The organism is Burkholderia sp. AU33423 (assembly GCF_002223135.1).
In the GTDB taxonomy this organism is placed as follows: Bacteria; Pseudomonadota; Gammaproteobacteria; order Burkholderiales; family Burkholderiaceae; genus Burkholderia; species Burkholderia lata_D.
In genome coordinates this window covers 1,170,489-1,194,666 of sequence record NZ_NKFH01000004.1, presented here as the reverse complement: position 1 = coordinate 1,194,666, position 24,178 = coordinate 1,170,489, and the positions used below count along the sequence as shown (strand labels likewise).

Annotated in this window: 23 protein-coding genes; 6 read left to right on the top strand and 17 right to left on the bottom strand. The window is 64.1% G+C overall.

Translation table 11 applies throughout. From position 1 onward, the window contains the following. The first annotated feature begins 21 nt into the window (after positions 1-21). The gene (locus CFB50_RS08190) at positions 22-939 is read left to right on the top strand and encodes a DUF1571 domain-containing protein (RefSeq protein ID WP_089445504.1); all 918 of its coding nucleotides are present in this window, start codon (positions 22-24) and stop codon (positions 937-939) included. Positions 940-966: 27 nt separating this feature from the next. Here CFB50_RS08190 and CFB50_RS08185 read toward each other — a convergent pair whose 3' ends face one another. Further along, the gene (locus tag CFB50_RS08185) at positions 967-1,251 is read right to left on the bottom strand and encodes a hypothetical protein (protein ID WP_069247847.1); all 285 of its coding nucleotides are present in this window, start codon (positions 1,249-1,251) and stop codon (positions 967-969) included. Positions 1,252-1,547: 296 nt separating this feature from the next. Here CFB50_RS08185 and hfq point away from each other — a divergent pair, with 296 nt between their 5' ends. Next, positions 1,548-2,126 (top strand): RNA chaperone Hfq, encoded by a 579-nt coding sequence (gene hfq, locus CFB50_RS08180; protein ID WP_069247846.1) that lies wholly within the window; start codon positions 1,548-1,550, stop codon positions 2,124-2,126. 76 nt (positions 2,127-2,202) lie between these two features. On the opposite strand, the gene CFB50_RS08175 is transcribed toward hfq, so the two are convergent. From CFB50_RS08175 to CFB50_RS08110, 14 genes are all read right to left on the bottom strand, one after another. Further along, positions 2,203-2,904, bottom strand: a complete 702-nt coding sequence (locus CFB50_RS08175) for a DUF2968 domain-containing protein (RefSeq protein WP_089445503.1) — start codon at positions 2,902-2,904, stop codon at positions 2,203-2,205. A 54-nt stretch (positions 2,905-2,958) separates the two neighbouring features. Continuing rightward, a complete protein-coding gene (locus CFB50_RS08170; RefSeq protein WP_089445502.1) occupies positions 2,959-4,350 on the bottom strand; it encodes a sigma 54-interacting transcriptional regulator in 1,392 nt (463 codons plus the stop codon). A 108-nt stretch (positions 4,351-4,458) separates the two neighbouring features. Then, positions 4,459-6,483, bottom strand: coding sequence for a pilus assembly protein TadG-related protein (locus tag CFB50_RS08165; RefSeq protein ID WP_256978783.1), 2,025 nt, complete (start codon positions 6,481-6,483; stop codon positions 4,459-4,461). Between the two features lie 11 nt (positions 6,484-6,494). Continuing rightward, a complete protein-coding gene (locus tag CFB50_RS08160) occupies positions 6,495-6,821 on the bottom strand; it encodes a DUF3613 domain-containing protein (protein WP_089445500.1) in 327 nt (108 codons plus the stop codon). A 20-nt stretch (positions 6,822-6,841) separates the two neighbouring features. Then, positions 6,842-7,687, bottom strand: coding sequence for a tetratricopeptide repeat protein (locus CFB50_RS08155; RefSeq protein WP_089445499.1), 846 nt, complete (start codon positions 7,685-7,687; stop codon positions 6,842-6,844). Positions 7,688-7,704: 17 nt separating this feature from the next. Beyond that, positions 7,705-8,700: a type II secretion system F family protein gene (locus tag CFB50_RS08150; RefSeq protein ID WP_089445498.1), complete on the bottom strand. Its 996-nt coding sequence runs from the start codon at positions 8,698-8,700 to the stop codon at positions 7,705-7,707. A 4-nt stretch (positions 8,701-8,704) separates the two neighbouring features. Beyond that, complete coding sequence (locus CFB50_RS08145) at positions 8,705-9,706, bottom strand: type II secretion system F family protein (RefSeq protein WP_089445497.1); 1,002 nt, start codon at positions 9,704-9,706, stop codon at positions 8,705-8,707. Then, entirely contained in the window at positions 9,699-11,054 is a 1,356-nt protein-coding gene (locus CFB50_RS08140; RefSeq protein ID WP_089445496.1) for a CpaF family protein, read from the bottom strand. Before CFB50_RS08140 ends, CFB50_RS08145 begins: the two co-directional genes overlap by 8 nt. 3 nt (positions 11,055-11,057) lie before the next feature. Continuing rightward, the gene (locus CFB50_RS08135; protein ID WP_089446065.1) at positions 11,058-12,332 is read right to left on the bottom strand and encodes a fimbrial protein; all 1,275 of its coding nucleotides are present in this window, start codon (positions 12,330-12,332) and stop codon (positions 11,058-11,060) included. Between the two features lie 60 nt (positions 12,333-12,392). Next, entirely contained in the window at positions 12,393-13,721 is a 1,329-nt protein-coding gene (locus CFB50_RS08130; RefSeq protein WP_089445495.1) for a type II and III secretion system protein family protein, read from the bottom strand. 65 nt (positions 13,722-13,786) lie between these two features. Further along, positions 13,787-14,719 carry a Flp pilus assembly protein CpaB gene (cpaB, locus tag CFB50_RS08125; RefSeq protein WP_089445494.1) on the bottom strand — a complete coding sequence of 311 codons (933 nt, stop codon included), beginning with the start codon at positions 14,717-14,719 and terminating at the stop codon, positions 13,787-13,789. 86 nt (positions 14,720-14,805) lie between these two features. Continuing rightward, positions 14,806-15,252 carry a TadE/TadG family type IV pilus assembly protein gene (locus tag CFB50_RS08120; RefSeq protein WP_089445493.1) on the bottom strand — a complete coding sequence of 149 codons (447 nt, stop codon included), beginning with the start codon at positions 15,250-15,252 and terminating at the stop codon, positions 14,806-14,808. Beyond that, positions 15,249-15,749: an A24 family peptidase gene (locus CFB50_RS08115; RefSeq protein ID WP_089445492.1), complete on the bottom strand. Its 501-nt coding sequence runs from the start codon at positions 15,747-15,749 to the stop codon at positions 15,249-15,251. Before CFB50_RS08115 ends, CFB50_RS08120 begins: the two co-directional genes overlap by 4 nt. 114 nt (positions 15,750-15,863) lie before the next feature. Continuing rightward, positions 15,864-16,070, bottom strand: a complete 207-nt coding sequence (locus tag CFB50_RS08110; protein WP_089445491.1) for a Flp family type IVb pilin — start codon at positions 16,068-16,070, stop codon at positions 15,864-15,866. A gap of 677 nt (positions 16,071-16,747) precedes the next feature. Between CFB50_RS08110 and CFB50_RS08100 the strand changes: the two genes are divergently transcribed. The 4 genes from CFB50_RS08100 (at position 16,748) to CFB50_RS08085 (ending at position 22,338) form a co-directional block, all read left to right on the top strand. Further along, complete coding sequence (locus CFB50_RS08100; protein WP_089445490.1) at positions 16,748-18,490, top strand: collagen-like triple helix repeat-containing protein; 1,743 nt, start codon at positions 16,748-16,750, stop codon at positions 18,488-18,490. A gap of 40 nt (positions 18,491-18,530) precedes the next feature. After that, the gene (locus CFB50_RS08095) at positions 18,531-19,880 is read left to right on the top strand and encodes a collagen-like triple helix repeat-containing protein (RefSeq protein WP_089445489.1); all 1,350 of its coding nucleotides are present in this window, start codon (positions 18,531-18,533) and stop codon (positions 19,878-19,880) included. 144 nt (positions 19,881-20,024) lie between these two features. Then, positions 20,025-21,710 (top strand): ShlB/FhaC/HecB family hemolysin secretion/activation protein, encoded by a 1,686-nt coding sequence (locus CFB50_RS08090; RefSeq protein ID WP_089445488.1) that lies wholly within the window; start codon positions 20,025-20,027, stop codon positions 21,708-21,710. A 166-nt stretch (positions 21,711-21,876) separates the two neighbouring features. Further along, positions 21,877-22,338, top strand: a complete 462-nt coding sequence (locus CFB50_RS08085) for a DUF2147 domain-containing protein (RefSeq protein ID WP_069247829.1) — start codon at positions 21,877-21,879, stop codon at positions 22,336-22,338. A gap of 103 nt (positions 22,339-22,441) precedes the next feature. On the opposite strand, the gene CFB50_RS08080 is transcribed toward CFB50_RS08085, so the two are convergent. Continuing rightward, entirely contained in the window at positions 22,442-22,852 is a 411-nt protein-coding gene (locus CFB50_RS08080) for a transposase (protein ID WP_069247828.1), read from the bottom strand. A gap of 144 nt (positions 22,853-22,996) precedes the next feature. Continuing rightward, positions 22,997-24,094, bottom strand: coding sequence for a cell division protein ZapE (gene zapE / locus CFB50_RS08075; protein ID WP_069247827.1), 1,098 nt, complete (start codon positions 24,092-24,094; stop codon positions 22,997-22,999). Positions 24,095-24,178: the final 84 nt, after the last annotated feature.

The window sequence follows — 24,178 nt, the reverse complement described above, 5'->3', positions numbered from 1 at the left end:
TCGCCCCGGGAGACGCCGTCGATGAACGAAGGAAAGAAGCGCCACGCGCGGCATGCCGCCGCCGTGGCAGTCGCGTGCATGCTGTCGCTCGCCCAGAGTGGCCTGCGTGCGCAGGAAGCGGCCAGCGCCGTGAGCGCGGCGCAGGAGATCGCCCTGCCGGCCGATCTCGCGAAAGTCGTACGCGAGCCGGTCGCGCAGCAGGCACGCTGGCTGCGCACGGCCGCGCAGCGCGGCACGCTCGCGCAACTCGATGACGCGACGCTCACGGCGCTCTTCAAGGCACTCGATCCGCTCGCCGTGCCGCTCTATATCCGTAACGGTCCCAACGGCTATCCGTCCTACCAGTTCACGATGGTGCGCCAGGAACGCATCAGCGGAAAATGGTCCGATACGCCCGACCGCATGCTCGTGAAGACCACCCGCGAGCCGCTGCGCGTCTATGCGAAATGGCTGCCGGGCGGCGCGCATGCCGGACAGGAGACCATCTACGACACGACGCAGCGCAAGGACGAGATGTACGGCCACCTCGGCGGCCTGCTCGGCAAGATTCCGCTGTGGACGGCCATCGACGGCGCACTCGCGCGCGCCCAGTCGAATCACCAGGTGAAGGATCTCGGCACCGAATTCATCACGAACCTGTACCTGACCGAAGGGAAGAAATATCTGGAAGCCGGCGTGCAGCGGCCGACCGATGTGGAAGCCAGAACGATCAACGGCGTGCGTGTCGTTACGCTCACCTACGAAACACCGACCGGCCGGCCGCAGTTCTACGCGAAGAAAGAAGTCCTCGGGCTCGACCTGCACGCGCCCTATTTCCGGACCGTCGAGTCGTATGACAACGACGGCAGGGCCTTCGAGCGGATCGTCATCGAGAAAATCGCGCCGGCGACGCTCGACGACACCGCATTCGACCCGAAAAACCCCGACTACGCGTTCTGACGCGCGCCGGCGGGGTGGATCCCGGGCTCAGTCGTCATCGTCGTCGCCGTGGTGCCGATGCCAATGCTTGTAATAGTGCTTGCGCCACTTGCGATAGCGATCGTCGTCATCATCGCCGTCGTAGCCGTATCCATAGCCCGGATAGGCGACGACGGCCGGCTGCGGCGCCACATAGACCGGTGCCGGCTCGACATAGACCGGCGCGACCGGTACGCCGATGCCGACCGACAGGTCGACATGCCCCGCCATCGCACTGCCGGAGGCCAGCAACGCCACGCTCCCGACCCACCCTGCCCATTGCCTCTTGTTCATGTTCTGAATCCCTGATATACCGGCCCGCCCGGCTCGCGCGAAGCAATATAAGCGTCGCGCGCGAGCCAAGGTGATACGCCATTGCGAGAGTCGTAACGCGGCGTAACGAAATGGCATTTGCCGTTCGGCCGAATCGCGAAAATGCGCTGGAACGTCTATAGTGGGTTACGGTTCGACACAATCACGACTTCGCGCTCCCCGATCGAACAGGGTAGAATTCCGCGAAACGGCTTGTGGACGAACACGCCACACACACGCACAACATATTCTCTGACGCAGGCTCCTGCCGCACCTCAATGGCCAATCCCGCAGAATCCCATCCGCAAAACGACTTCATCAATTCGGCGCGCAAGGAACGTAAGCGCGTTGAAATCTATCTCGTCAACGGCATTCGTCTGACGGGGTGTATCGAGTCGTTCGACCAGTACCTGGTGATGCTGCGCACCCCCGTGGGTCTGCAAGGCATCTACAAGCGCGCGATTTCCACGATCCAGCTCGACACGGGCGGCTCGCGCCCGGGCGGCAGCGGCCCCCGCGGGCCGCGCACCGGCGGGCGCCCCGGCGGCCGCGAAGGCGGCGGTCACAGCCCGTACGGCTCGCACGGCGGCCCGCGTGAATCGCGCGGCGACGGCGGCTACGGCTCCCGCGAACCGCGTGAAGGCTATGGCTCGCGCGAACCGCGCGAGGGTTACGGCTCGCGTGAGCCGCGCGAAGGCTACGGTGCCCCGCGCGAACCCCGTGAACCGCGCGAAAGCTACGGCGCACCGCGCGACACCGGCGACGCATCCGGCAACGCCTCGTCGTCGGATTCCCGCGGCGGCAGCGGGCCGGTCATCGTGACGCGCCGCCGGCGAATCGTGCCGGACGGCCAGTAAAGCAAAAGGGCAAGCCAACCGGCTTGCCCTTTTTACTTGTGCTGCCGCGCGGCATGTCGCCGCACCGCCGCCGGGTTCAGCGTGCCGTCGTCGGCAGGCCCGCATCGGCCTCACGCTGCAACGAACGCACCTGCTGCTGCAACGCACGCAGTTGCGACTGAAGCTCGGCCTGCTGCGCCTGCAATGTGGCCGTCTCGTTGCGTACGCTCTTCTGGCGATCCGCGACCGCCGCCTGCTGCTGGCGCGCGATCGAGATATCGGCCTGCAGACGCCGCGCGCGATCCTGCGTGACCTCGATCTGCTTGTCCATTTGCGCCTTCTGCGATTCCAGCTTCGCCGCCCGCAGTTCGTTCACGGCCAGCCGCTCCGCCTGGCGCGAGAAATCGCGATAAATCGCTTCCGCACGCGTTTCGTCGTAAGTCTTGATGACACGCCAGAAAGCCTTCTGCTGGAACAGCGCGACGAAGTACGCACCGTCCTTCACGTTGAACAGCAGGCTCGCGCCGTAGCTGCCGTTGTAGCTCGTGCGCATTTCCGTCAGCGAGTGCGCCTGGATCTGGCGCTGCAAGTCGTCGACCGTGCTCGGCCCCGTGGACTCGCCGGCCTGCGGCTGCAGCGACGTCTGCGAATCGATCACCGGAATCGCCGCCACCGGCGCCGATGCCTGCTGTACGACCGGCGAACCGCTGTCCGCCAGACTTTGCGCATATGCGCCCTGCATGCCTCCCGCCAGGGCGAACAATACGCACGCCCTTCCCAACCCCGTCATATGGCTCATGAAGTTCTATTCCCGCCCGAGTCGTTGTAATTCAGCGCGATTTTATCTCATTAATTACTCACTTTCGCGGGTCTCGGGCTCCTCGTCGAAGATCTGGTATTTGCGCATTTTTTCCCACAGTACCTTGCGGCTGATGCCGAGCTGCTGCGCCGTATCCTGACGCCGCCAACCGTTTGCGTCGAGTGCAGCAATGACTCGGTTGCGCTCGTTCATGTCCCACTTGCTGCGATCGACGAAGACCTCAGCCGCACTCTCCACCGGTACCGGCTGGGCCGAACTGCGCGCGTGCGCGATCAGCCGCTGCAGTCGCGCGGCATCCCACCCGCCCGTCTGCCGCACCGTCACGCCGACACGCTCGGCGAGGTTGCGCAGTTCGCGCACGTTGCCGGGGAAATAGCTGTCCGCGACGGAATCCGTCAGCCAGTACGGCAGGTCGGACAACTGAGCGAGCCGCTCCTCGCCGACGACCTGTGCGACGAACGACTTGAACAGCGCGATCTTGTCGACGGCGCCGCGCTCTTCCAGCGACGGAATGCTCAGCTCGATCACCGCGAGCCGGTAGTAGAGATCGGCGCGGAACAGCCCATCCTTCACGAGCTGCGGCAGCTTCTTGTTGCTCGCCGCGACCAGACGGAAATCGACCTTGACCGGTGTCGTCGCGCCGACGCGCAGCACCGCGCCATCCTCGAGCACGCGCAGCAGCTTGACCTGCTGGTACAGCGGCAGATCGCCGACTTCGTCGAGGAACAGCGTGCCGCCGCCCGCCTGCTCGAAATAGCCTTTATGCGCAACAACCGCGCCCGTGAACGATCCCTTCGCATGACCGAAGAACAGCGATTCGAACAGACCGTCGGGAATCGCGCCGCAGTTCACGGGTACGAATTCGCCATGCCGGTAGCGCGAATGTTTTTCGTGCAGCAGCTGCGCGATGCGCTCCTTGCCGACGCCGGTTTCGCCGTGCAGCAACACGTTGGTGTCGCAATCGGCGAACGTATCGACTTCGTGCAGCAGAGCCTGCATCGATTCCGAGTGCGCGACGAGTTCGGCCGGATGCGACGTTTCGGCTGCGTGCGCGCGCAGTTGCGTGACGAGCTTGCCGATCATGCCGCGCAGTTCCGCGCACGTGAAGTCGAGCGGCAGGATGTGCGAATACTCGGGCGGATACTGCGACGCGTCGTGATCGCGCGCCGCGCCGACCCAGACGACCGGCATGCCGATATTGGCCTGCCAGTCGCGCAGGAATGCCGCGCCGCCTTCGATCATCGTCACGCTGATGATCGCCAGCGACCGCCGCATCGCGGCGCGCTCGGGCGAGACCGTCGCGTTGTCGGCGCGGATCACTTCGACGTCGAAGCTCGCCATGCACCGGGCGACGCGGTCGACAATGTCCGCCTTGCCTTCCCAGACGTACAGGTCGAGCTCTTCGATTGCTGGCGTGGTTCTCATGTTTCGGGTGCGGCTTCAGTGATTGACGAGTTGCTTTGCATTGCAGATCAGTGCGCAGTTGCAGGCAGCAGCGACGCTGCCCGCGTTGATGACTGAACGTTCAGGCATTTATTGAACCAGCATGGGGTTGCCGCATTTGATCGAGTCCGGTGTGTTCGTGACATAGGCGTTCCCGAGGCTCAGACCGAGCAGGCCCGTGACCGAGTTCAGGAGAGAGTCGACCGGTTGCAGGAGCAGCGGAACGAGCGTACTTCCGAGTGCGCTCAGGAGCGGCACGGTCAGAATATTCAACACCGGATTCAAGATGCCGGCCAGCACCTTTGCAAGGCCACCTTGCGCCGACAACGTGAACGATAGTCCACTATTGGCTATTCCCTTGACAGCAGGCGCCAGAAACTGACCCGTTGTCGTACTAAGCATGTACGGCGACCCAGGACTCGGCAGCGCGGACGACCCAGGTCCAGGATACGTAAACGTCAGCGGCGCCCAATTCTGATTGGCAACAGGAATCGTCACCTGTCCTGGCTGTATGGCGATGTTGACCGAAATCTGATTCAGGTTGATGAGCCCCAACGTCAGAGCAGTGAGCAAATCCGTCACGGAACCAAGGCCGAGCAGGTCGAGCAGACTCTGCAGGCTGACGGTCACCAGCGGAATCGGGGTTGCTCCGCTGTCGGGCGTATATCCAGACGGTGCGTTGAGATTGAGCAGCGTAGTCGATGAACCGCCGATATACACGGCAGCCACTCCGGTCTGCACGTTCACAGTCGCGCTCTTCGTACCGTCCGCGGAACAGGTGACGGACGCGAGGCCGGCCTTGGCCGGCGCCACGGAGGCGGTGATCGGCAATTGAACGGCAGCAAGCGGCGTCGGACTACCCGAAGGGCAACTGCCGCCCGGATAGACCAATCCGCCGGTAGGACAGCTCGACAGCAGCGATATCGACGTATTGAGGAAAATGTTCCCTTGCGCGGTCGACGTATTGGTCGTGCAATTGTCCGTTCCACAGTTCGACGGCCCGGGCGGACCACTCGCGGTGGACGGCGGATTGGCCCCCAGCTTGACGGAACCCGACACGGTCACGTTCAGTAACGGCGCGAGCAACGTAGGCGTCTGGACCGTGACGCTCGGAATGGCGACCGAATTCGTGCCATTCGCGATCTGCAATGCGGTCGACAGCAATCCGAGGGCATTGACGCTAGCGTCAACTGCGGAGGTTCCGGTCGCGGTTGCAGCGGAAACCAATTGGCCGAGCGCGATCTGCGGCCCGGTGCAGACACCGGTCGAACAAAGGGCGATGTTCAGCGCATTCAGCACCGTCAAATTCGCCGCGGCCACGTTTTGCTGTGTCGCTGCCTGCAATACGGCAGTGGCCAGTTGGCCGAGCGTCACGGTACCGTTCAATACGCCCGTGGTCGTGCCGACTGGCAGATTGGCGAGAATACCGGCCAGTTTCACGTTGACTTGCGCCAGACCCTGGTAGTCGAGGACCTTCAGACTCAGCGCATTCGGAGACCCCGTCAGCACTTGCAGCAACTTGTTGGCCAACCCGCCGTTCAACGCAGCCAGCGACGTGGTCAGCGTGAAGCTGTCGGTCGGCACGCTCTTGGCGATAGCCGACGCACTGATCGTGACGCCGTTGATAAAGATCCCGCTCACCGGCTCCGAAACGGTCACGCACACCGCGTTGACCGATTGCCCCGCGCCGACCGCTCCGCCTGACAAGCCGGCGCATTGGTTATTGGCGGGCAGCGGGGCTCCCGAGGTACGCGTAAATTGTGCGCTGGCGCCGCTGGTTGCCGGCGGGCTCCAGATCCCGCACGTCACGGCTGCAGTGGCCTTTCCCGACAGCAGGCTTGCCGGCACGTTCGTGACTTGATTGACCGCGGTCGTTGCTGCCGTGCAAGTGGCGTCGCTGGCGACCTGCGTAACACCAGAAAGCGCGGCCAAATCGGCGGCCGACTGCATATGGCGTCGTTCGGCATAGTAGCGTCCGATATCCGTCGCACCCAGCACAATGACCGCTATCGCCAGGAAGATCGTCGCCATGATCCCGGCACCGCCGCGCTGGTGATGTTTGCGCAAGCAGTTGGCCCGGCACCGCCGAACCGCGTGTGATTGAGTCGTGCGCATCGCCGTCTCGCCTACTGCGCAGCTTGCCCGCCACCCGACATGCCGCTGGCAGAGCCGAGCTGCGAATTCATCGTGTCGGGAATTTTGTTCTTGAACGAGTCGAGATAGCGTTGATAGACAAGCGACGCAACGTCGCCGAGCACCGGTTGCGCCGGCGCCGCAGCAAGATTGCCGCGCTGCATGGCGAGCCATTCCTTCGCCGAGCGCTCAACTTCGGACGCGCGCGGCGCACCTGCATCCTGTGCATAGGCGACAGCCGAGCCGACCACGATCCACACGATCGCACCGAGTGCTGCGATCCGGCCCACGCGCACGTTTCGATGATGTTTATTGTTCATGTCGTTCCCCCGATGTCTGTTCATTGTGCAAAGCGCTGCAACAGTGGCACGGTCTGGTCATAGCCGAAATTGTTCGCCATCGGTGTAATCGGCGTTGCGGCAGCGCGACGCGACACCACCGATGGTGTCGCGACCGCACGCTGCTGCGCCCGTGCCGCCGCGACGATCTTCGCCGCGTCGCCGGCGATGTCCTTGCGGATATCCGCCGGTAGATGTTGCTGATTCATCAACCGCTGAGCATCCTGTGTACGCCCCGCCGCGATCAGGTAAAGCGCAAGATTGCTGACGATCTTGGGATTGCGCTGATCCAGTTCGGCCGCCTTCATCAACGGCACCCGCGCACCGACGACGTCGCCGCTGCGCAACTTCGCATATGCGAGATCGGACAGCAGCGACGCATCGGTCGGCGCAAGATCCGACGCCTGCGCGAGCACCTGCGCCGCACGATCGAAATCGCCTGCCGCGCCGGCGATCAACCCGAGCCCGCGATAACCTCGCGCGGCAAGCGGCGTTTTCAGCAGTTGCGTATAGACGGCCGCGCTTGCGGCCGGCTGGTCGGTCATCCGCAGTGCGTCCGCGCGCAACAGGATCGACTCCGGAATCGCGCCATAGGTCTTGTCGTACGCATCGATATGCGCGAGCGATGCAAAGTAGAGCCCCTGTCCCTGCATCCGCTGGATCAGACCGAGGTACATCCCGGGCGTATCCGGCATGGACTGCTTCTGATCGGCCGCCTGCATCAGCGCCGCACGCTCGGTCTGCGAGCTGACGCCGTACCCGTTTTCCTTGGTTGCGCACGCACCGAGCAGCAGCACTGCTGCCGCAGCCACACCCATTTGCGATGCCATCCCGCTGATCCGCTTCATCGTCTTTCCTTCCACCGTCAATGGCGCGACGACAGTGCGTGCGTCACGGCCAGCAAACCCGGTCCGGCCGTCACGATCAGCAAGGCGGGCAGCAACGTCAACACCATCACGCCAGTCATCTTCACGGTCAATCGGCCAATCCGTTCACGCAACATCGCACGGCGCGTCTCGCGCAGCCGGTCGCCGAACTGCTTGAGCGGCTCCTGCACCGCACCGCCATGTTTGTCGACCTGGACCATCAATCGCACGATCGCGCGCAGATCCTCGTTGTCGAATCCGCCGGACAGACGCTGCAACGACTGCTCGCGCGTCCGGCCTGCCGCGAACTGGCGCTGTGCGATCCCCATTTCCGACGACAGTACCGGCATCATTCCGCGAAAATCGTTCGTCACGACCTGCAGGCTCTGATCGAGCGACAACCCGACGCCTTGCAGCAGACGCAGCATGTCGACGAGCAACGGCAGTTCGTCGATCACGCTTTGACGCCGCGCCGCCGCGCGGCGCTGCACGTATAGCTTCGGCAACATGAAGCCGAGCCCGAAAGCGGCAAATAAGCCGACCATCCACGTGCTGCCCTTCATATGCCCGCTCGCGAAAATCGCGAACAGCAGCGGCAGCCCGATTCCGCATGCGACCCGCGCGCTCAGGAACAGCCCGCGCGTGCGCGTGTCGACGTACCCGCATTGCTCGAGCAAGCGGCGATCCTCTTCCGCGACAGCGTATTTGCCGAGCCCGGTATCGAGCCAGCGCACACCCGCCGCCGACAGGCGATCGAGAATTCGTTCGACGCGCTGTCCCCGCCGGACGGCGGGCTTGACTGGCGCCTCGCCTCCGTCCGGCGCGGTCCGCGCTTTCGCTGCTTCGAGCGTGGCCATGCGCCGGTCGAGCGCATCGACAAGCGCGCGCTCGGCGCGCGTCGCGGCACTCGCGCGCAACAATGCGATCATGCCGAACAGCAGCACGCCGAGTGCGCCGCTCCCCAGGGCAATCGCTCCGATCTGAGTCGCTGTCATAACATCACCTGAGCCGAGCCATTCGATACAGCCAGAGACTGCCGGCCAATTGCAACAGGAACGCGAACATCAGGAGCGTCCGACCGCTCGGATCATTCCACATCCCGTGCAGATACTTCGGATTGGTCACGACGATAAAGCTGCCGATCCCGATCGGCAACATCACGAGCACGAACGCCGACAACCTCGTTTCTGCCGACATCGCCGTCAACTCGCGCTCCGCCTGTTCGAGATCGCGCATGAATACGGCCATGCGCTCGAGCATCACGTCCGCGCGGCCGCCGTACTTGACCGACAGTCGCAACACGGAACCGACGAGTTCGAACTCCTCGGTCCGGTAGATTTTCGCGATGTGCACCATTGCGCGATCGATTTCGACACCGCCTCGCAACATCCTCGACACGTGATCGAGACAGCCGCGAAGCGGCTCCTCAGTCGTCAGCAGCGCGGACTGGAATGCCGCCGGCACGCTATTGCCAAGGGTCACGAGACGCACGATGCCGTCGAGGAACGACGGGATCTGCCGGACGATCTTCAGCCTGCGCCGCTGAATTCGCGACGCGAGCCAGACGCCGAAAATCGAGCAGCCGCACGCGAGCGCGGCGAAGCACGCGAGCGCGCCACCACGGTTGCCCGCGAACGCCGCGATCGCAACCAACACGGCAAGCGCGACCAGCGCCTTGCCGCGCGCATCCTCGATCCCCGCGCGACTCACAAGGTTCGTCAGATATTCGGATGCGACCGCATACTGATGCTTCCAGAACGTATCAGACGATGCGCTCCGTGCAGCGCCAGGTTGCGGCGACATCGCACGCTCGGCACCTGCCGTCGACGGTCGGGCTGCCCGTGCGGCAACCCCGGCACGTGCGCCCGGTTCGAGCCGGCTGTCGATAAAGCGTTTCGCGTCGGTCCGTACGCGCCGGTTCTCCGCGTGACGCCACAGCATCACCGCCGCCGCGACGCACAGCATCGCGAAAGCCAGCACCCACGCCATCGCGCTATACATTGAAGCCCCCGCCGCCGCGGCCGAACCCGCCACCACCGAAGCCACCGCCAAACCCGCCGCTCGTCAGCGTCTGACGGAATCGTGCGAGCTTCGGCGAATGCGGATGAATGCCCAGCGTTTCCCAGTTGTCGACTTCCTCGCCCTCCGGCGTCACGCGCGCTTCATAGCGATAAAGCTCCTGCGTCGCGATGATGTTGTCGGACAATCCGGTCACTTCGGTGATCGACAGGATCCGCCGCCGCCCGTTCGACAGACGCCCGATCTGCACGATGAAGTCGATCGCGTTCGCGATTTGCCGGCGCAGGCTCGATTCGGTGCCCTGGAAGCCAGCAAAGCCGGCAAGCATCTCGAGACGGTACAGACACTCACGCGGCGAACTCGCATGCACGGTGCCCATCGAGCCGTCGTGACCGGTATTCATCGCCTGCAGCATTTCCAGCACTTCGCCGCCGCGCACTTCGCCGACGATGATCCGGTCAGGGCGCATCCGCAGTGTATTGCGCAACAGGTCGCGAATCGACACGACGCCGGTGCCGTCGAACCCGCCCGGACGGCTTTCGAGCCGCACGACGTGCGGGTGGTTCAGCGACAGTTCCGCCGTATCCTCGATCGTCACGACACGCTCGATCTCCGGAATGTGGAACGCGAGCGCGTTGAGCAACGACGTCTTGCCGGAACTCGTGCCGCCCGACACGAGAATGTTGCAGCGTGCCTCGACCGCTGCCTGGAGCAGCGTGTTGATCTCTTCGTTGAACGTGCCGTTGCCGAGCAGATCGGACGGCTTCAGTGGATCCTTGCGGAATTTCCGGATCGATACGACCGGGCCGTCGATCGACAGCGGCTCGATCACGACATTCACGCGGCCACCGTCGGGCAGCCGCGCGTCGACCATCGGGTTAGACTCGTCGAGCCGACGACCGATCGGCGCGAGAATCCGGCGCACGATCCGCAGCAGGTGCGCGTTGTCGGTAAAGCGCACCGGCAGCCTCGCGAGGATCCCGTGACGCGACACGTACACGTCGTTGTAGCCGTTGATCAGGATGTCCTCGACGGCCGGGTCCGCGAGCAGGTCCTCGATCGGCCCGAAGCCCGCAAGCTCCTTGGTCAGCGCCTCGGCGATCGTACGCACCTCGTTCTCGTTGAGCGGAATGCGGCGCAAGCGCACGAAGCTGTCGATCTCGAGATCGACGAACTGGTTGATCGCCTGTCGGGACCATCGGCCGAATTCGGCGCCCAGTTCTTCGATGCGCGTCAGCAGATGTTCATGCGCGGCATTCTTGATATCGTGGAATTGCTGCGTCTGGGAGAACGGCGCTGCGCCGTCGGCGAATTGAATGTCGTGTGCCATCGCTTACGACCGCTTGGACGAGGGTTGAATGAAGCGCTTCAGCGCAGACAGGCCGGATGCCGGTCGCGTGGCGGTCGATCTGACCGACACGCCCGGCAGCCGCGCGGCAAGCGACTCGAGCGCGCGAACGTACGGGTCGCGCTCCGTCATGTCGACGATGAGCCGGCCCTGGTTTGCCGCATGGCCGATCGCGACGCGTCGCGACGGCAACGTACCCACCAGCGCCAGGCCGAGACGCTCGGCAATCTGTGCAGGCGTCAGGTCGAGCGCGGGATCGTACTGGTTGACGACGAGCCGGACGCGATCGGTGTCGACACCCGCGTCGCGCAGCCCGGTGAGCAAATCGGCTGCGGACACGATCGACGCGACGCCCTGATCACAGACGAGCCACGCCTCATCGGCCGACGTCGTCATCTGGGCAACGAACTCGCGATTCGAAAAACCACCGAGATCGACGATCTGCTGATCGAAGAAGGCTCGAAACCGGTTCAGCAATCCGGCACACGACGCATACGAGACATCGCGCAGCCCGCCGAGATCGACAGGAAGCGTCGTCAATGCAACACCGCTCTCATGCCGGGTCAGTGCGGTATTCACGAAGGTTCGGTCGATGCGGCGCAGGTTGTGAACTGCATCGATGAAATGGAATTCGCAGCGGGTATTCAGGAACAGCGCGCCATCGCCTGCCGGCAGCCCCAGGTCGACGAGCGCGGTCTGGCGACCGGCCGGTGTACCGCCATTCGACTCGCCGCTCCCTCCCGGACTCACCGCGCGCTTCTGCAGCCATACGGCGAGATTCGCAGCGAGCGTGCTCACCCCCATGCCGGCGCGCGCGCCAAGCAATGCGACGACCTTGCCATGGCGGCTCGCCGGCTCGCCGACGTTCGCAAGCAGTCCGCGAGTCGTGCGCAATGCCTCCTCTGACGGCGCCGACACGTCGATGAAATCGCGCACGCCTGCACGCAATGCCGCCAGCGTGCTCTCCGGCTGTGCGAGCGAGCCGAGCGCAACGATCGGCAGGCCCGGATGGGATGCACGTACCGCTGCGGCCGCCACGCTCGCCGCCGTGCTGCCACCGGAAAAATCGATGAATACGAGAGCCGGGTTGAGACCCGTAATGCGCTGCGCGAGCACGCCCGGCTCAAGTGACGCAGGCTCGACCGCACCGGCCGATACGAGCGTATCGGCCAACCAGCGGACGTGCGCCTCCTGTTGCGATGCGCAAACGAAATAGTCTGTCACGGCGGGTTCACACAATGATTGGATTCGCGCGTTCATGTTGAACAACCCGGATTACGCAAGGCGTGGCAATACGTCGCGACTCGCGATGCATCGCACTCATTTCGAAAAACCCGGAGCTGCATCCGGCGATGCTGCTCCGCCCAAATACGATTTCCAAACCGGCCCGTCCCGCTGCTCAGACAGTTCACCAGGTGTCGCGGGCAATACCGCGCCCTTCGCAATCGGTGCGACGAGATGCGGCGTCACGATGAACAGCAATTCCTTGTCGTTCTGCTGATAGTTCAGATTCTTGAAGAACGTACCGATGATCGGCAAATCACCGAGCAGCGGCACCTTGTTGACGTTCGACATGGTCTGGCGATCGATCAGGCCGCCAATCACGAAACTCTCGCCGTCGCCGAGCTCGACCGTCGTGTCGGCACGACGCGTCGTGATTCCCGGCACCGCAACACCGCTGATCGTCACGCTGTTCACGTAATCGAGTTGGCTCGATTCGGGCGCAACCTTCAACGCGATCCGCTGCGGGCTCAGCACCGTGGGCGTCAGCGACAGTCCGACACCGTACTGCTTCCACTGGATCGCGGTCGAGCCAAGCCCTTGCGGCGACGGCACCGGAATCTCGCCGCCGGCGAGGAAGCTCGCGCTCTGGCCGGACAACGCAACGAGCGTCGGCTCCGCAAGCACGCGGGCGAGATTGTTCGCCTCGAGCAGCGAGAGGTCGGCGAAGATCCCGCGGCCCGCAGCGTTCACGACCAGGTTGAACGCGGACGAGACAGGCGAGCCGAGCGTCGGAATGTACCCCGCCGCGCCAGGGGACCCACCGTTATACGATTGCACACCGCCGGGCGAAAACGATCCGAACGAAAAGCCGTTGCTCTGCTTGAAGAAATTGAACCCAACCTGCTTGAGGACCGAGCGGCTGAATTCAACGACCCGCACGTCGACCTGCACGACGCTCTTGCCCGCGATCGTCGAGCGATCGATCACGGCGCCCTTCCCGCTCATGTTCTTGCCGACTGCGGCCGCGCGCGCATGCGCATCGAGCGACGCCGACGAACCCTGCAGCACGGCAGTGCCACCGTATGCATTCACGCGCGGCGTGGAGCCGTCGAGCACCGCTTGCGCCGCCGCGTCGACAACCTCGACGCTCCAGACCGTCGGTTCGTCGTGACCGCGCTCCCACAGCATCACATTCGTCGCGCCGGGTGCCTTCGCCGTCAGCAGCACGGAACCGGAGCGGCTGCCCTTCATGATCAGTACGTCGGCGATTGTCGGATCGCCAACCGCGACACGCTGCAGCGCGCGGCCCGCCGAAAGCTGCCGCTGCGCGCCGACCGCCAGCTCGATCGTGCCGTTCGCGCTCGCAAACGACGCCAAAGTCATGGTGCAGATAGCAATCGCGAATCCAATCAGTGTGTTTTTCATTGTTTGGTCGACCGTCACGCGGCCCTTTACTTGTCGTCGCTGATATCGATGGCCGTCGATGTCGTTCAATAGGCAACCGTTTCCGACCGGCCGCCGCGGATCACTTCGATGCCGCCTCCGCCGCCCCCGCCCGTCCGCACCGCCGGCGGCAGACGCGATGGCAACGGCGGCACGTTCACATTGGCCACCGCGGCTCTCTGTGTGCCGGATAGTTGCTGCAGCGAGACGCCAGCGGCGGCGAGCGCCGACGGCGACAGCTTGTTGTCCGTCCGCACCGCGACCGTCTGTATCGCAAGCTCGTCGTCGCGCGGGTTGCGCAACGCGAACGTCAGGCGCCCGCTCGCCTCGCCGAGCGTCAGCGCATCGACTTGCGCGGTCGGCACCGCAAGCACCGCGATGCGGACACCGGACGGTTGACCGTTGTTGCCGTTGGCGGTGTTGCCGCTGTCTCGATCGGGTGTCGCGTCGCCGAACGACAACACACGCACCTTCGACAACAGCAGCCGCGCCTGCGTCTGCGAAACTTCGCCGTCAAGCATCGTGCCCCCGCCTTCGCGCTTCAAATTCAGAAATACGTCGACGAAATTGCCGGGCCGCAACCGGTTGCCGACCGCATTGGTTTCGTCGACCCGCACTGCGATCGCACGCTCGCCCGGTTGTACGTCCTCCGCAAGCCCCGACACCAGCGCCCCCGCGACAACCGGCGACGAAGCCGGAATATCCGCTGCCGGCACCCGGCCAACGAGCACGGACGGATCGGCAAACGCACCCGTCGGTACCGGTGCCGTCTGCTTGATCTTCAGTGCGTCGGCCGTGATCGGCTGGCCGGCAGGCAACACCCGTGTCGCGATCACGACCGGAAACGGGCTGGCCGCCACGGTTTGCTGGACTGGCGTCGCATTCTGCGTGCTGCGCCCGAGCATCCACGCGTAGATTCCGAGCAATACGGCGATTGCAATCAGCAGTCCCGCGATGATCTTCGTTAAATTGTTGGCCATGTTGTTGTGTGGATGCCGGGATGAAAGTCCGATGGGTTTCTGCGTGATTCGCGCGTCAGCGGGCCCTTCGCGTCACGATACGTACTTCAAAGGATCGACTGCGGAATCTGCACGACCGCCGTACTCGTCAACGGTCGATTCAGTATGCTTCCCAGAAATGGCATGGTTGTTATCCAGTCCTTGGGGGTGTAATTCACCGTAACCGACAGGCAGTACAACGACGGTGGAACCGACGTGTCATAACTGCACGGCGGTGCCACGACTTGCGGCGTACCGACATTCAGCCAGGCCACGACACTCTGCGCAGTCGTTGTGGCGTTCGTTATGCGCGCCGCAAGAGTGGGGGCGTAAACCAACCCGGCCCGTGCACCTTCGCTGGCGGCAAATGTCAGGCTCTGCTGAATCGTGAAGATCATCCCGAAACTGACGACGCCGTAGAAAATCACGAACAACAACGGAAACACGATCGCAAACTCGACTGCCGTCGCGCCACGCTGCCGACGGCGTCCACGCGGACACGTCTGTCGTTTCATCGCACGCCCCCCGTTGCGACAAGAAAGACAACCCATGCGGCAGCTGGCGCCATGAGACATGCCGCATAAGGTGTTGCCCGGTATTTGCCGAGCACCATTGCCGGCTGGCCCCGTTGCCACAACGCGCCGATCGACGTGCGCGACAGCAGCATCAGGGCCAGAGCATGAATGCCGGCGGCAAGACTGGCGGCGATCCAGATCCACAGCAGCGCATGTGCGCCGCACCACACGCCGATCGCGGCAAAGATCTTGACGTCCGCCGCACCCATGACGCGCAGCAAAAAAAGCGGAAAAAAGGCGACCAACCCGACCAGCAGGCCGATCATCGCCTGCGCCGGGAGAATGCCGAATGGGCCGGCGTTGAAATACGCTCCACTCAGGCCGAAGACCAACCCCGCCAGAACGAGCGAATTCGAAACGCGCCGATAACGGATGTCGCTGGTTGCGACGAACGCAGCCCAGACCAGGAACACCCCGCTGAAAATGAAATGTGCCATCGCACCGCAACCTGCGACAAATGTCGCGGAGGACGGACTGCCAACGGCAATCCGCCCGCCACAACATCAAGACGACTCAATGTTTCGAGGTCGTACCAATTAACGCCAGGTGGGTTACTTAAAGATACTGGCAGCCGTACAGTTCGTCCCGCTCGGGGTGGTCAGACACGCCCCGAGGTTCGTGAACATATTGCCAAGATTAGTGCCGATCGTTGAGGCACCAGCCAGGATCGCGACAGCGATAAGACCCGCAATCAGCCCGTACTCGATCGCGGTAACCCCGTTGTTTTCCTTAAGAAAACGCTTGATGTTTGCTCTCATTTTATTCCTCGTGCCTGTATTTGCGTTCTTTGGCCTTTTATACGTATACGTCCCCGCATATCCAGCCGTTGCCCCGCGCTGTTCGCCACATCTGCTGCAACGACAACCGGGTGCGCTTTCTTTATAGATTGCCCCGAGGGGCATGGCTCAACATTTGATGCAAGTTAACATTCGCGATAGTGACCCTCCTCGAACGTTGTGTACCGAACCGTACATTTGCTTACATCTGCTTCGGATTCTATATCCGATCCTATTTAACTTCCAACCTCTTTTAACGGCCTGGATCGAGAAAAATGACCCGGAGCGCAACGTATTTGTACGGCGTTTCGGTACTACTTACACATAGGATTTACGATAGGTTAGATGTGCACACCTAATCCACCAGTAAAACAATTGCCTCGTCCACCAAGCCTGCGCGCGCCCCACGTTACGCCGCACGCGTAACGCCAATGTTGTGACGTTACGTTACGAAACACTCGAAACCGTTCTCATTCATCCGTCCTTAAACAGATTCAACAATCTTTCAATTTCCATAACTTCCTTTTCCGACAAGGAATTGCCCCGTTTAAAACCTGTTGTCGAACCGTCGAGCATCGAAATGGCACGACAGTTGCAGAGTAGTCCGCGCACCACTCAACACAACGCAGTTCACAACACATTTTTAATGCGAGGAAGAAATGGACATTAAGGTTATCCCTCATGGCGTGTTCCGGACGACTCTGATCGCGGCCACCGTTGCAGCCATGCTTTCCCTCTCCGCGTGCGGCGGCTCCGGTTCGATCAGCAAGGGCATCAGCGGCGGCTCGAGCTCCGGCGGCGGCGACTCCATCTCCACGTCGGGCGGCGGCACCTCGGGCGGCACGTCCGGCTCGACGAGCGGCGGCACGTCGGGCAGCACCAGCGGCTCGACGAGTGGGTCGACCAGCGGCACCACGAGTGGAACGTCCAGCGGCACTTCCAGCGGTACCTCCAGCGGCACGAGCGGCACCTCCGGCGTGTCGGCGAATCCAGTGGGTACCGTCATCGCAAAAAGCAGCAATCTCATCACGGATATCGGCGGCACCGTGTCGGGCGTCGGCACCGCGATCGCCGGCCAGTCGCTGCCGGGCGTGAACCCGGGCACGACGCAAGCGGCAGGCGGCATCGTGCAGAGCGTTGGCGGCGCGGTCACGGCACTCGGCAATGGCGTCGGCAACGGCCTCGGCCAGCTCGGCGCGACGAAAGACCCGGTCGGCGTCACGGTCGCCAGCACGGGCGGCGTCGTGAACCAGCTCGGCGGCGCAGTCACGCAGACCGGCAACCTCGTCACCAGCCTCGGCAGCGGCCCGCTGTCGCCGCTCGCACCCGTCACCGGCGCCGTCGGCGGCCTGGTCACGCAGGTCGGCAACGCGGTAGCGAACGGCGGCACCACGCTGTCCAACGTGCTGTCGACCGGCCCGATCCAGCAAGTCACGCAGACGGTCAGCTCGGCGATCACGCCGATCACGACGATGGTCGGTCAGACGACCCAGACGATCGGCACCGCGACCGGCCTCGGCGCGCCCGTCAACACGCTGCTCGGCACGGTCGGCAACGGCCTGAACCAGGCCGGCGCCCTGCTCGCGTCGGCGGGCGGCAACCCTGCCACGACCGGCCTTGGCAACACGGTCTCGTCGACGGGCAACACCGTGAAGGCCGTCGGCGGCCTGCTCACGGGTGGCACCGGCGGCGTGACCAACCCGCTCGCACCGCTCACGGGTCTCCTCACGACGGTCACGGGTACGCTCGGCGGCGCAACGGGTGGCGCCAGCAGCCCGCTCGCCCCGGTTACCGGCCTCGTCTCGACGGTCACGGGCGCACTCGGCGGCGCAGCAGGCGGCGGCAGCGGCCCGCTCGCTCCGGTCACCGGCCTCCTCTCGACGGTCACGGGTGCGCTCGGCGGCGCAGCAGGCGGCGGCAGCGGCCCGCTCGCTCCGGTCACCGGCCTCGTCTCGACGGTCACGGGTGCGCTCGGCGGCGCAGCAGGCGGCGGCAGCGGCCCGCTCGCTCCGGTCACCGGCCTCGTCTCGACGGTCACGGGCGCGCTCGGCGGCGCAGCAGGCGGCAGCGGCGGCCCGCTCGCCCCGGTTACCGGCCTCGTCTCGACGGTCACGGGTGCACTCGGCGGCGCAACGGGCGGCACGAGCGGCAGCCCGCTCGCCCCGGTCACGGGTCTCCTCGGCGCGGTAACGGGCGCACTCGGCGGCGCGACGGGCGGTGCAGGCAGCAGCAGCCCGCTCGCCCCGGTGACGAACGTCGTGTCCACGGTGACCAGCGCGGTCGGCGCACCGGCATTGACCGGCGGCACGGGCGCCGTCACGAACTCGGGTTCGTCGTCGAATCCGCTCGCGCCCGTCACGTCGCTGATCGGCGGCCTGCTCGGCGGCACGCACGGCAAGTAAACCAACATCCATCAATCGACAAGACAGCGAGGAGTCCATCATGTCCCAGCAACGTTCTCTCACGACAGCCGCCCTGCGCCAATGGCGCGCGCCCCTCACGGCCTTCGCCGCCGCCTGCCTGCTGGCCGCCTGCGGCGGTGGTGGCGTCAGCTCGCCGCCGACCAGCAGCAGCAACAATAACAACCCGAGCACGAGCGGTACGCCGAGCACGAGCGGTACCAGCGGCTCGCCGACCGGCACCAAGGGCGCCGTCAGCACGCTCGGCCAGACCGCAACCGACCTCGGCAGCACGATCGGCAACGTCAGCCTGCCGGGCCTCGGCGACGGCGTGACGAAGGGTGTCGGTAGCACCGTGTCGAGCACCGGCACGATCATCAACGCGGCCGCGGATGCGTTGAGCAACGGGCTCGGCCAGACCGGCTCCATCAAGGATCCGGTCGGCACCACGGTCGCCGGCCTCGGCAACGTCGTCGGCGCGACGAGCAACACGGTGTCCGGCCTGAGCTCGACCGTCAAGGCGCTGGGCACCGGCCCGTTGGCACCGCTCGCGCCGGTCACGACGCCGGTCGGCACGGTGCTCGACACAGTCGCGAACGGCCTGTCGGCGGCCGGTACCACGGTCGGCTCGACGCTGTCGTCGGGTGCCGTACAGCAAGTCACGCAGCCGCTCAGCTCGGCGATCACGCCGCTGGTGATTACCGCGGGCCAGGTCACGCAACAGGTCGGCACGACCACCGGCCTCGGTCAGCCCGTGTCAGGCCTGCTCGGCCAGATCGGCGGCGCCATCAGCTCGGCCGGCAAGCAGGTCGCCGGTACGTCGAGCCAGCCGCTCGTCGGCGACGTCGGTCAGCTCGTAACAGCGGTCGGCAACACCGTGACCAACGCGGGCGGCCTCGTCAATCCGAACGGCCCGAATGGCGCGGCACCGATCCCCGGCCTGATCACGAGCCTCGTCGGCGGCTCGACGGCGACCGTACAGAACGGCACGTCGTCGGGTTCCGGCTCGACGAATCCGCTCGGCGGCCTGCTGTCGGGTCTCGGCTCGACGCCGCTCGGTTCGCTCACGGGCGCACTCGGCGGCGCGACCGGCGGTTCGGGTAGCAGCCCGCTCGCGCCCGTTACGAATCTCGTGTCGACGGTCACGGGCACGCTCGGTGGCGCTACGGGTGGTGCAGGCAGTGCAAACCCTCTCGCGCCTGTCACCGGTTTGCTGAATACTGTCACCGGAGCAGTGGGCGGCGCAGCAGGAGCCGGGGGATCGAGCCCGCTCGCACCGGTCACGTCGCTGGTTGGCAGCGTCACGGGTACGGCAACGTCGGGCGGCGGCTCGACGGGGCTGCTGGCACCGGTAACGGGGTTGCTGGGTACGCTGGGTAGCGTTGGCAAGTAAGGAGGACGGTCGCACCTTCGCAGCCGGAGCGGATGGCGCGGCCGTACAAACACAACCGGCATTGCGGCACGCGGCGCGCGGCACCCTGGTGTCGCGCGCCGGCATTACAAAGAAGACGAAGAGCAAGGCCAACGAGGAAGAACAATGAAATCCAGACTCGACAGATGGATGATGCTGCTCGCCATCGCGGCAGCAGGCACGGCACATGCACAAACGCGCGTCGGCGGTAACCCGCTCGACTCCCTGCCCCAGATCAATGCGCCGAAAACCGGCCCGAACGTGACCGTGCAGGTCGCACCACAAGCGCCGCAATTGCAGGAGTTGCTGTCGCGCCACCTGACGCCGACCACATTCCAGGTCGAAGGCGTGAAGTCCGTTCCGTTCGAGGAAATCTCGCGTCGCTTCACCCCTCTCGTCGGCAAGGACATCACGATCGGCGAACTGATCGAAACCGCCAACGGCGTGACGAAGCTGTATCAGGATCGCGGCTTCGCGCTGTCGTTCGCGTTCGTTCCGGCGCAGACGTTCGAAAACGGCGTCGTGCGCATCACGGTTGTCGAAGGCTATGTGTCGGACGTCAAGGTCACCGGCAAGCCCGGTGCGATGGAATCGAAGATTCGTGCAATCGCCGCGCATATCACTGCCGATCGCCCGCTGCGCCGCGCGACGTTCGAACGCTACGTGAACACCTTCGGCCTGTTGCCCGGCCTCACGGTCAAGGCGAACGTACCGCCGCCGCAAACCACCGACGGTGCCACCACGCTCGAGCTCGCGGTCGACCGCAAGCCGTTCAACGTCAGCACCGGTATCGACTTCAACCACCCGGGCGTCCAGGGTCTCATCACCGCGACCGAAAACGGCCTCACGTCGTTCGGCGAGCAACTGAGCATTTCCGCGCTCGCGCCGCCTGGGCGCGACAAGCAAACCTATTTCGCATTCAGCGGCGCGGTACCTGTGGGCAGCAGCGGCCTGATCACGCGCCTCGACGCGAGCACCTATCGCGGCAAGCCGACCGACAACCCGGGGCTGCCGTCGTACGTGCAACGCACGGTCAAGAACGAGAAACTGGGTCTTTCGGCATCCTATCCGATACTACTGAACAACCAGCGCAGCCTGCTCGGCACGGTGTCGGGCTACGCCGCGCACAACGAGGACAATTACCAGAACCAGATCAACGGCGCGACGCTCAACAATCGGTCGCAGGTTCGCGTGGTGCAACTGCAACTTGACTACACCAGCGTCCAGCCGAAGCAAGTGCGAAAGTTGAGCGTCAACGTGGCCAAGGCGTTCGACATCCTCGGCGCGTCGAAATCGCAGGTCGCCCAGGCCAACGGCTCGACGATCACGTACGCCGACCCGACTTCGCTGACGTTCGTCCGCACGGGCGCGACCTTCACGCAAACCAACGAGTGGCCGTTCCGGATCGGCACGTCGGTCTCGCTGACCGGTCAATACAGCCCCGACTCGCTGCCGACGTCCGAGCAGATCTCGTTCGGCTCGACGCGTTACGCGCTCGGCTATCAGCCGGGCGAAGCGTCGGGCGACTCGGGATGGGGGATGTCGCTCGAGGTCAACCGCGGCTTCACGCCGGGCTGGACGTATATGAAATCCGTTACGCCGTACATCGCCTACGACATGGCGCGTGTGTACCTGCATGCGGGCACCCCATCGCCGAACCGCATGTCGTCGGTCGGTATCGGCGTGCGTTTCACCGACAGCCGCTTCTACAGCCTCGACCTGAACGTCGCGAAGCCGGTGGGTGACGCTCCCGTCGAAAGCGCGTCACGCAGCCCGCGCATCAACGCTGCATTCTCATATCAGCTCAACTGATCGGTCACCAAACAGCCCGCGCCACGCGGGCTGTTTCGATTAGAGTCCCCTCTATCAAACGTGGCACGCGGTTTCACGTATTCTGGCGAAGCTCGCAACATGCCCGCCCCATGCAGACGGTCGTGCGAGCAAATCGCACACGACATGCAAAACAAGGAGGACGACAATGATTCAACTGACCCACCCGTTTCGTGCAATCGCCGTCGCAGGCGTACTGCTCGCTTGCGCCGCCCCCACGTTCGCACAAGCAGACAGCCCTATCGGCATGTGGCAGACGATCGACGACAACACGCATCAGCCGAAGGCACTCGTACAGATCGCCGAGGACGGTGACGGTGCGCTGACCGGCAAGGTCGTGAAGGGCCTCGGCGCGAACGATACGCCGGATCGCCGCTGCACTGCCTGCACGGACGAGCGCAAGGATCAGCTCATCAAGGGCATGACGATCATCAAGGCCATGAAGAAGGAAGGCGACCACTGGGACGGCGGCAACATTCTCGACCCGGAAAACGGCAAGGTCTACAAGTGCAAGATGACGCTTGAAGACGGCGGCCAGAAACTCGTCGTGCGCGGCTACATCGGCGTGTCGCTGCTCGGTCGTTCGCAGACCTGGGTTCGCCAGCAGTAATGCGGCTCGCGCTTAAATGCGCGGCGCAATGAAAAAATCGGCCTGCGACGAAGTCGTCAGGCCGATTTTGTTTTGGTGCGTGCGTAGGTGGAACGGATGAAGATCACGCTGCATGCTTCAGCGTGTCCGACGCATAACTGCCAGGTGCGCGATACGCGGGCGCCGCATTGCTGCGTGCTTCCGCCGCCTTCGATTGCGTGTGCTTGCGCATCCGCGTGGACAACTCGTTGCACAGTTTCACGCCTGCGTCGCCATAGAGCTCACGCATGACACTCATCAACGTGCCCGTCTCGTGCCAGACCTTGAAGCGACGATGGCAAGTTTGGTACGAAGGGTAACGACGCGGCATGGCCGACCACGTTGCGCCGCTGTAGATCACCCAGAGCACGCCGTTCAGGACGGCACGCGTATTGGCCAACGGCCGGCCGCGCAACTCGGTGCGCGGCTGCATTTCGGGTAGAAGCGACGCAACACAGCGCCACTCTTGGTCGTTCAGATCGCGATACGGTGTCATGGACATCTCCAGCCTTGGTAACCATGACACAACGATATCGGCTCACCTCAACGATGAATATAAGACAAATCCGAAATTACCCGGGGATTGCTTTAATTTGACCGGAATTGACGTTTGAATCCCGTCAATTGCCGGAAATCGTATTCAGGTCAGCGACGTATCGACGATGCGGCGCGGCGTTTCGATGTATTCCTTCGACTGCATCTCGACGATTCGCGAGACCGTTCGCGCAAATTCGTTGGCCATCGGGCCTTCGATGTACAGTTGCTCCGCCGGCACCGCTGCGGACATCAGCAGCTTGACCTTGTGGTCGTACAGCACGTCGATGAGCCACGTGAAGCGCCGCGCCTCGGACGCCATCCGCGGCGACATCTGCGGCACCTCGGACAGCACGATCGCGTGGAAGCGGCTCGCCAGTTCGAGATAGTCGTTCTGCGAGCGCGGGCCGCCGCATAGCGTCGCGAAGTCGAACCATACGACACCGTCCGCCTTGCGCAGCGCCTTCAACTCGCGCTTCTCGATATGCAGGAGCGGGCTTTCGTCGGGAACGGCCGCGAGCTTCTGGAACGCATGCCGCAATTCGCGATCGGCATCCGCACCGAGCGGCGTGTGATACATCTTCACCTGCGCGAGCGTGCGCTGGCGATAATCGACGCCCGCGTCGACGTTGAGTACGTCGAGCTTGGACTTGATCAGCGCGATCGCCGGCAGCATGCGGTCGCGATGCAGGCCGTCCGGATACAGGTCGTCGGGATCGTAGTTGGACGTCATCACGAACTGCACGCCGTTGTTGAACAGGCGGTCGAGCAGACGGTACAGGATCATCGCATCGGCAATGTCCGACACGTGGAACTCGTCGAAACAGATCAGCCGGTAGCGCTTCGCGATGCGCCGTGCGAGTTCGTCGAGCGGATCGGCCTGCCCTTTCAGCTCCTCGAGCTCACGATGTACTTCGCGCATGAATTCGTGGAAATGCAGGCGCGTCTTGCGCTGCACGGGCACGACCGCGTAGAAGCTGTCCATCAGGAAGCTCTTGCCGCGACCGACGCCGCCCCACATGTAGACACCGCGCGGGAGGTCGGGATGATTGATGAGCTTCTTGAATGCGTTCGAGCGGCGCGCCTTGTACTCGACCCACTCGTCGAAACATTCCTGCAGGCGATCGACGGCCGCGCGCTGTGCGGGATCGGACTGATAGCCGCGCGTGGTCAGTTCGCGCGTGTAGTATTCGGTGACGTTCATCGGGCAAACCGGAAAAAACGAAGGCGGACGGGAATCCCCGCCCGCCTTCGTCATGAGACGGCTGCGCCGGCCGATGGCCGGCCG

Bases quoted from the DNA above. Each gene is read 5' to 3' on its own strand.
- CFB50_RS08190 (WP_089445504.1), top strand. From the start codon at position 22: ATGAACGAAGGAAAGAAGCGCCACGCGCGGCATGCCGCCGCCGTGGCA.
- CFB50_RS08185 (WP_069247847.1), bottom strand. From the start codon at position 1,251: ATGAACAAGAGGCAATGGGCAGGGTGGGTCGGGAGCGTGGCGTTGCTG.
- hfq (WP_069247846.1), top strand. From the start codon at position 1,548: ATGGCCAATCCCGCAGAATCCCATCCGCAAAACGACTTCATCAATTCG.
- CFB50_RS08175 (WP_089445503.1), bottom strand. From the start codon at position 2,904: ATGAGCCATATGACGGGGTTGGGAAGGGCGTGCGTATTGTTCGCCCTG.
- CFB50_RS08170 (WP_089445502.1), bottom strand. From the start codon at position 4,350: ATGAGAACCACGCCAGCAATCGAAGAGCTCGACCTGTACGTCTGGGAA.
- CFB50_RS08165 (WP_256978783.1), bottom strand. From the start codon at position 6,483: ATGCGCACGACTCAATCACACGCGGTTCGGCGGTGCCGGGCCAACTGC.
- CFB50_RS08160 (WP_089445500.1), bottom strand. From the start codon at position 6,821: ATGAACAATAAACATCATCGAAACGTGCGCGTGGGCCGGATCGCAGCA.
- CFB50_RS08155 (WP_089445499.1), bottom strand. From the start codon at position 7,687: ATGAAGCGGATCAGCGGGATGGCATCGCAAATGGGTGTGGCTGCGGCA.
- CFB50_RS08150 (WP_089445498.1), bottom strand. From the start codon at position 8,700: ATGACAGCGACTCAGATCGGAGCGATTGCCCTGGGGAGCGGCGCACTC.
- CFB50_RS08145 (WP_089445497.1), bottom strand. From the start codon at position 9,706: ATGTATAGCGCGATGGCGTGGGTGCTGGCTTTCGCGATGCTGTGCGTC.
- CFB50_RS08140 (WP_089445496.1), bottom strand. From the start codon at position 11,054: ATGGCACACGACATTCAATTCGCCGACGGCGCAGCGCCGTTCTCCCAG.
- CFB50_RS08135 (WP_089446065.1), bottom strand. From the start codon at position 12,332: ATGAACGCGCGAATCCAATCATTGTGTGAACCCGCCGTGACAGACTAT.
- CFB50_RS08130 (WP_089445495.1), bottom strand. From the start codon at position 13,721: ATGAAAAACACACTGATTGGATTCGCGATTGCTATCTGCACCATGACT.
- cpaB (WP_089445494.1), bottom strand. From the start codon at position 14,719: ATGGCCAACAATTTAACGAAGATCATCGCGGGACTGCTGATTGCAATC.
- CFB50_RS08120 (WP_089445493.1), bottom strand. From the start codon at position 15,252: ATGAAACGACAGACGTGTCCGCGTGGACGCCGTCGGCAGCGTGGCGCG.
- CFB50_RS08115 (WP_089445492.1), bottom strand. From the start codon at position 15,749: ATGGCACATTTCATTTTCAGCGGGGTGTTCCTGGTCTGGGCTGCGTTC.
- CFB50_RS08110 (WP_089445491.1), bottom strand. From the start codon at position 16,070: ATGAGAGCAAACATCAAGCGTTTTCTTAAGGAAAACAACGGGGTTACC.
- CFB50_RS08100 (WP_089445490.1), top strand. From the start codon at position 16,748: ATGGACATTAAGGTTATCCCTCATGGCGTGTTCCGGACGACTCTGATC.
- CFB50_RS08095 (WP_089445489.1), top strand. From the start codon at position 18,531: ATGTCCCAGCAACGTTCTCTCACGACAGCCGCCCTGCGCCAATGGCGC.
- CFB50_RS08090 (WP_089445488.1), top strand. From the start codon at position 20,025: ATGAAATCCAGACTCGACAGATGGATGATGCTGCTCGCCATCGCGGCA.
- CFB50_RS08085 (WP_069247829.1), top strand. From the start codon at position 21,877: ATGATTCAACTGACCCACCCGTTTCGTGCAATCGCCGTCGCAGGCGTA.
- CFB50_RS08080 (WP_069247828.1), bottom strand. From the start codon at position 22,852: ATGACACCGTATCGCGATCTGAACGACCAAGAGTGGCGCTGTGTTGCG.
- zapE (WP_069247827.1), bottom strand. From the start codon at position 24,094: ATGAACGTCACCGAATACTACACGCGCGAACTGACCACGCGCGGCTAT.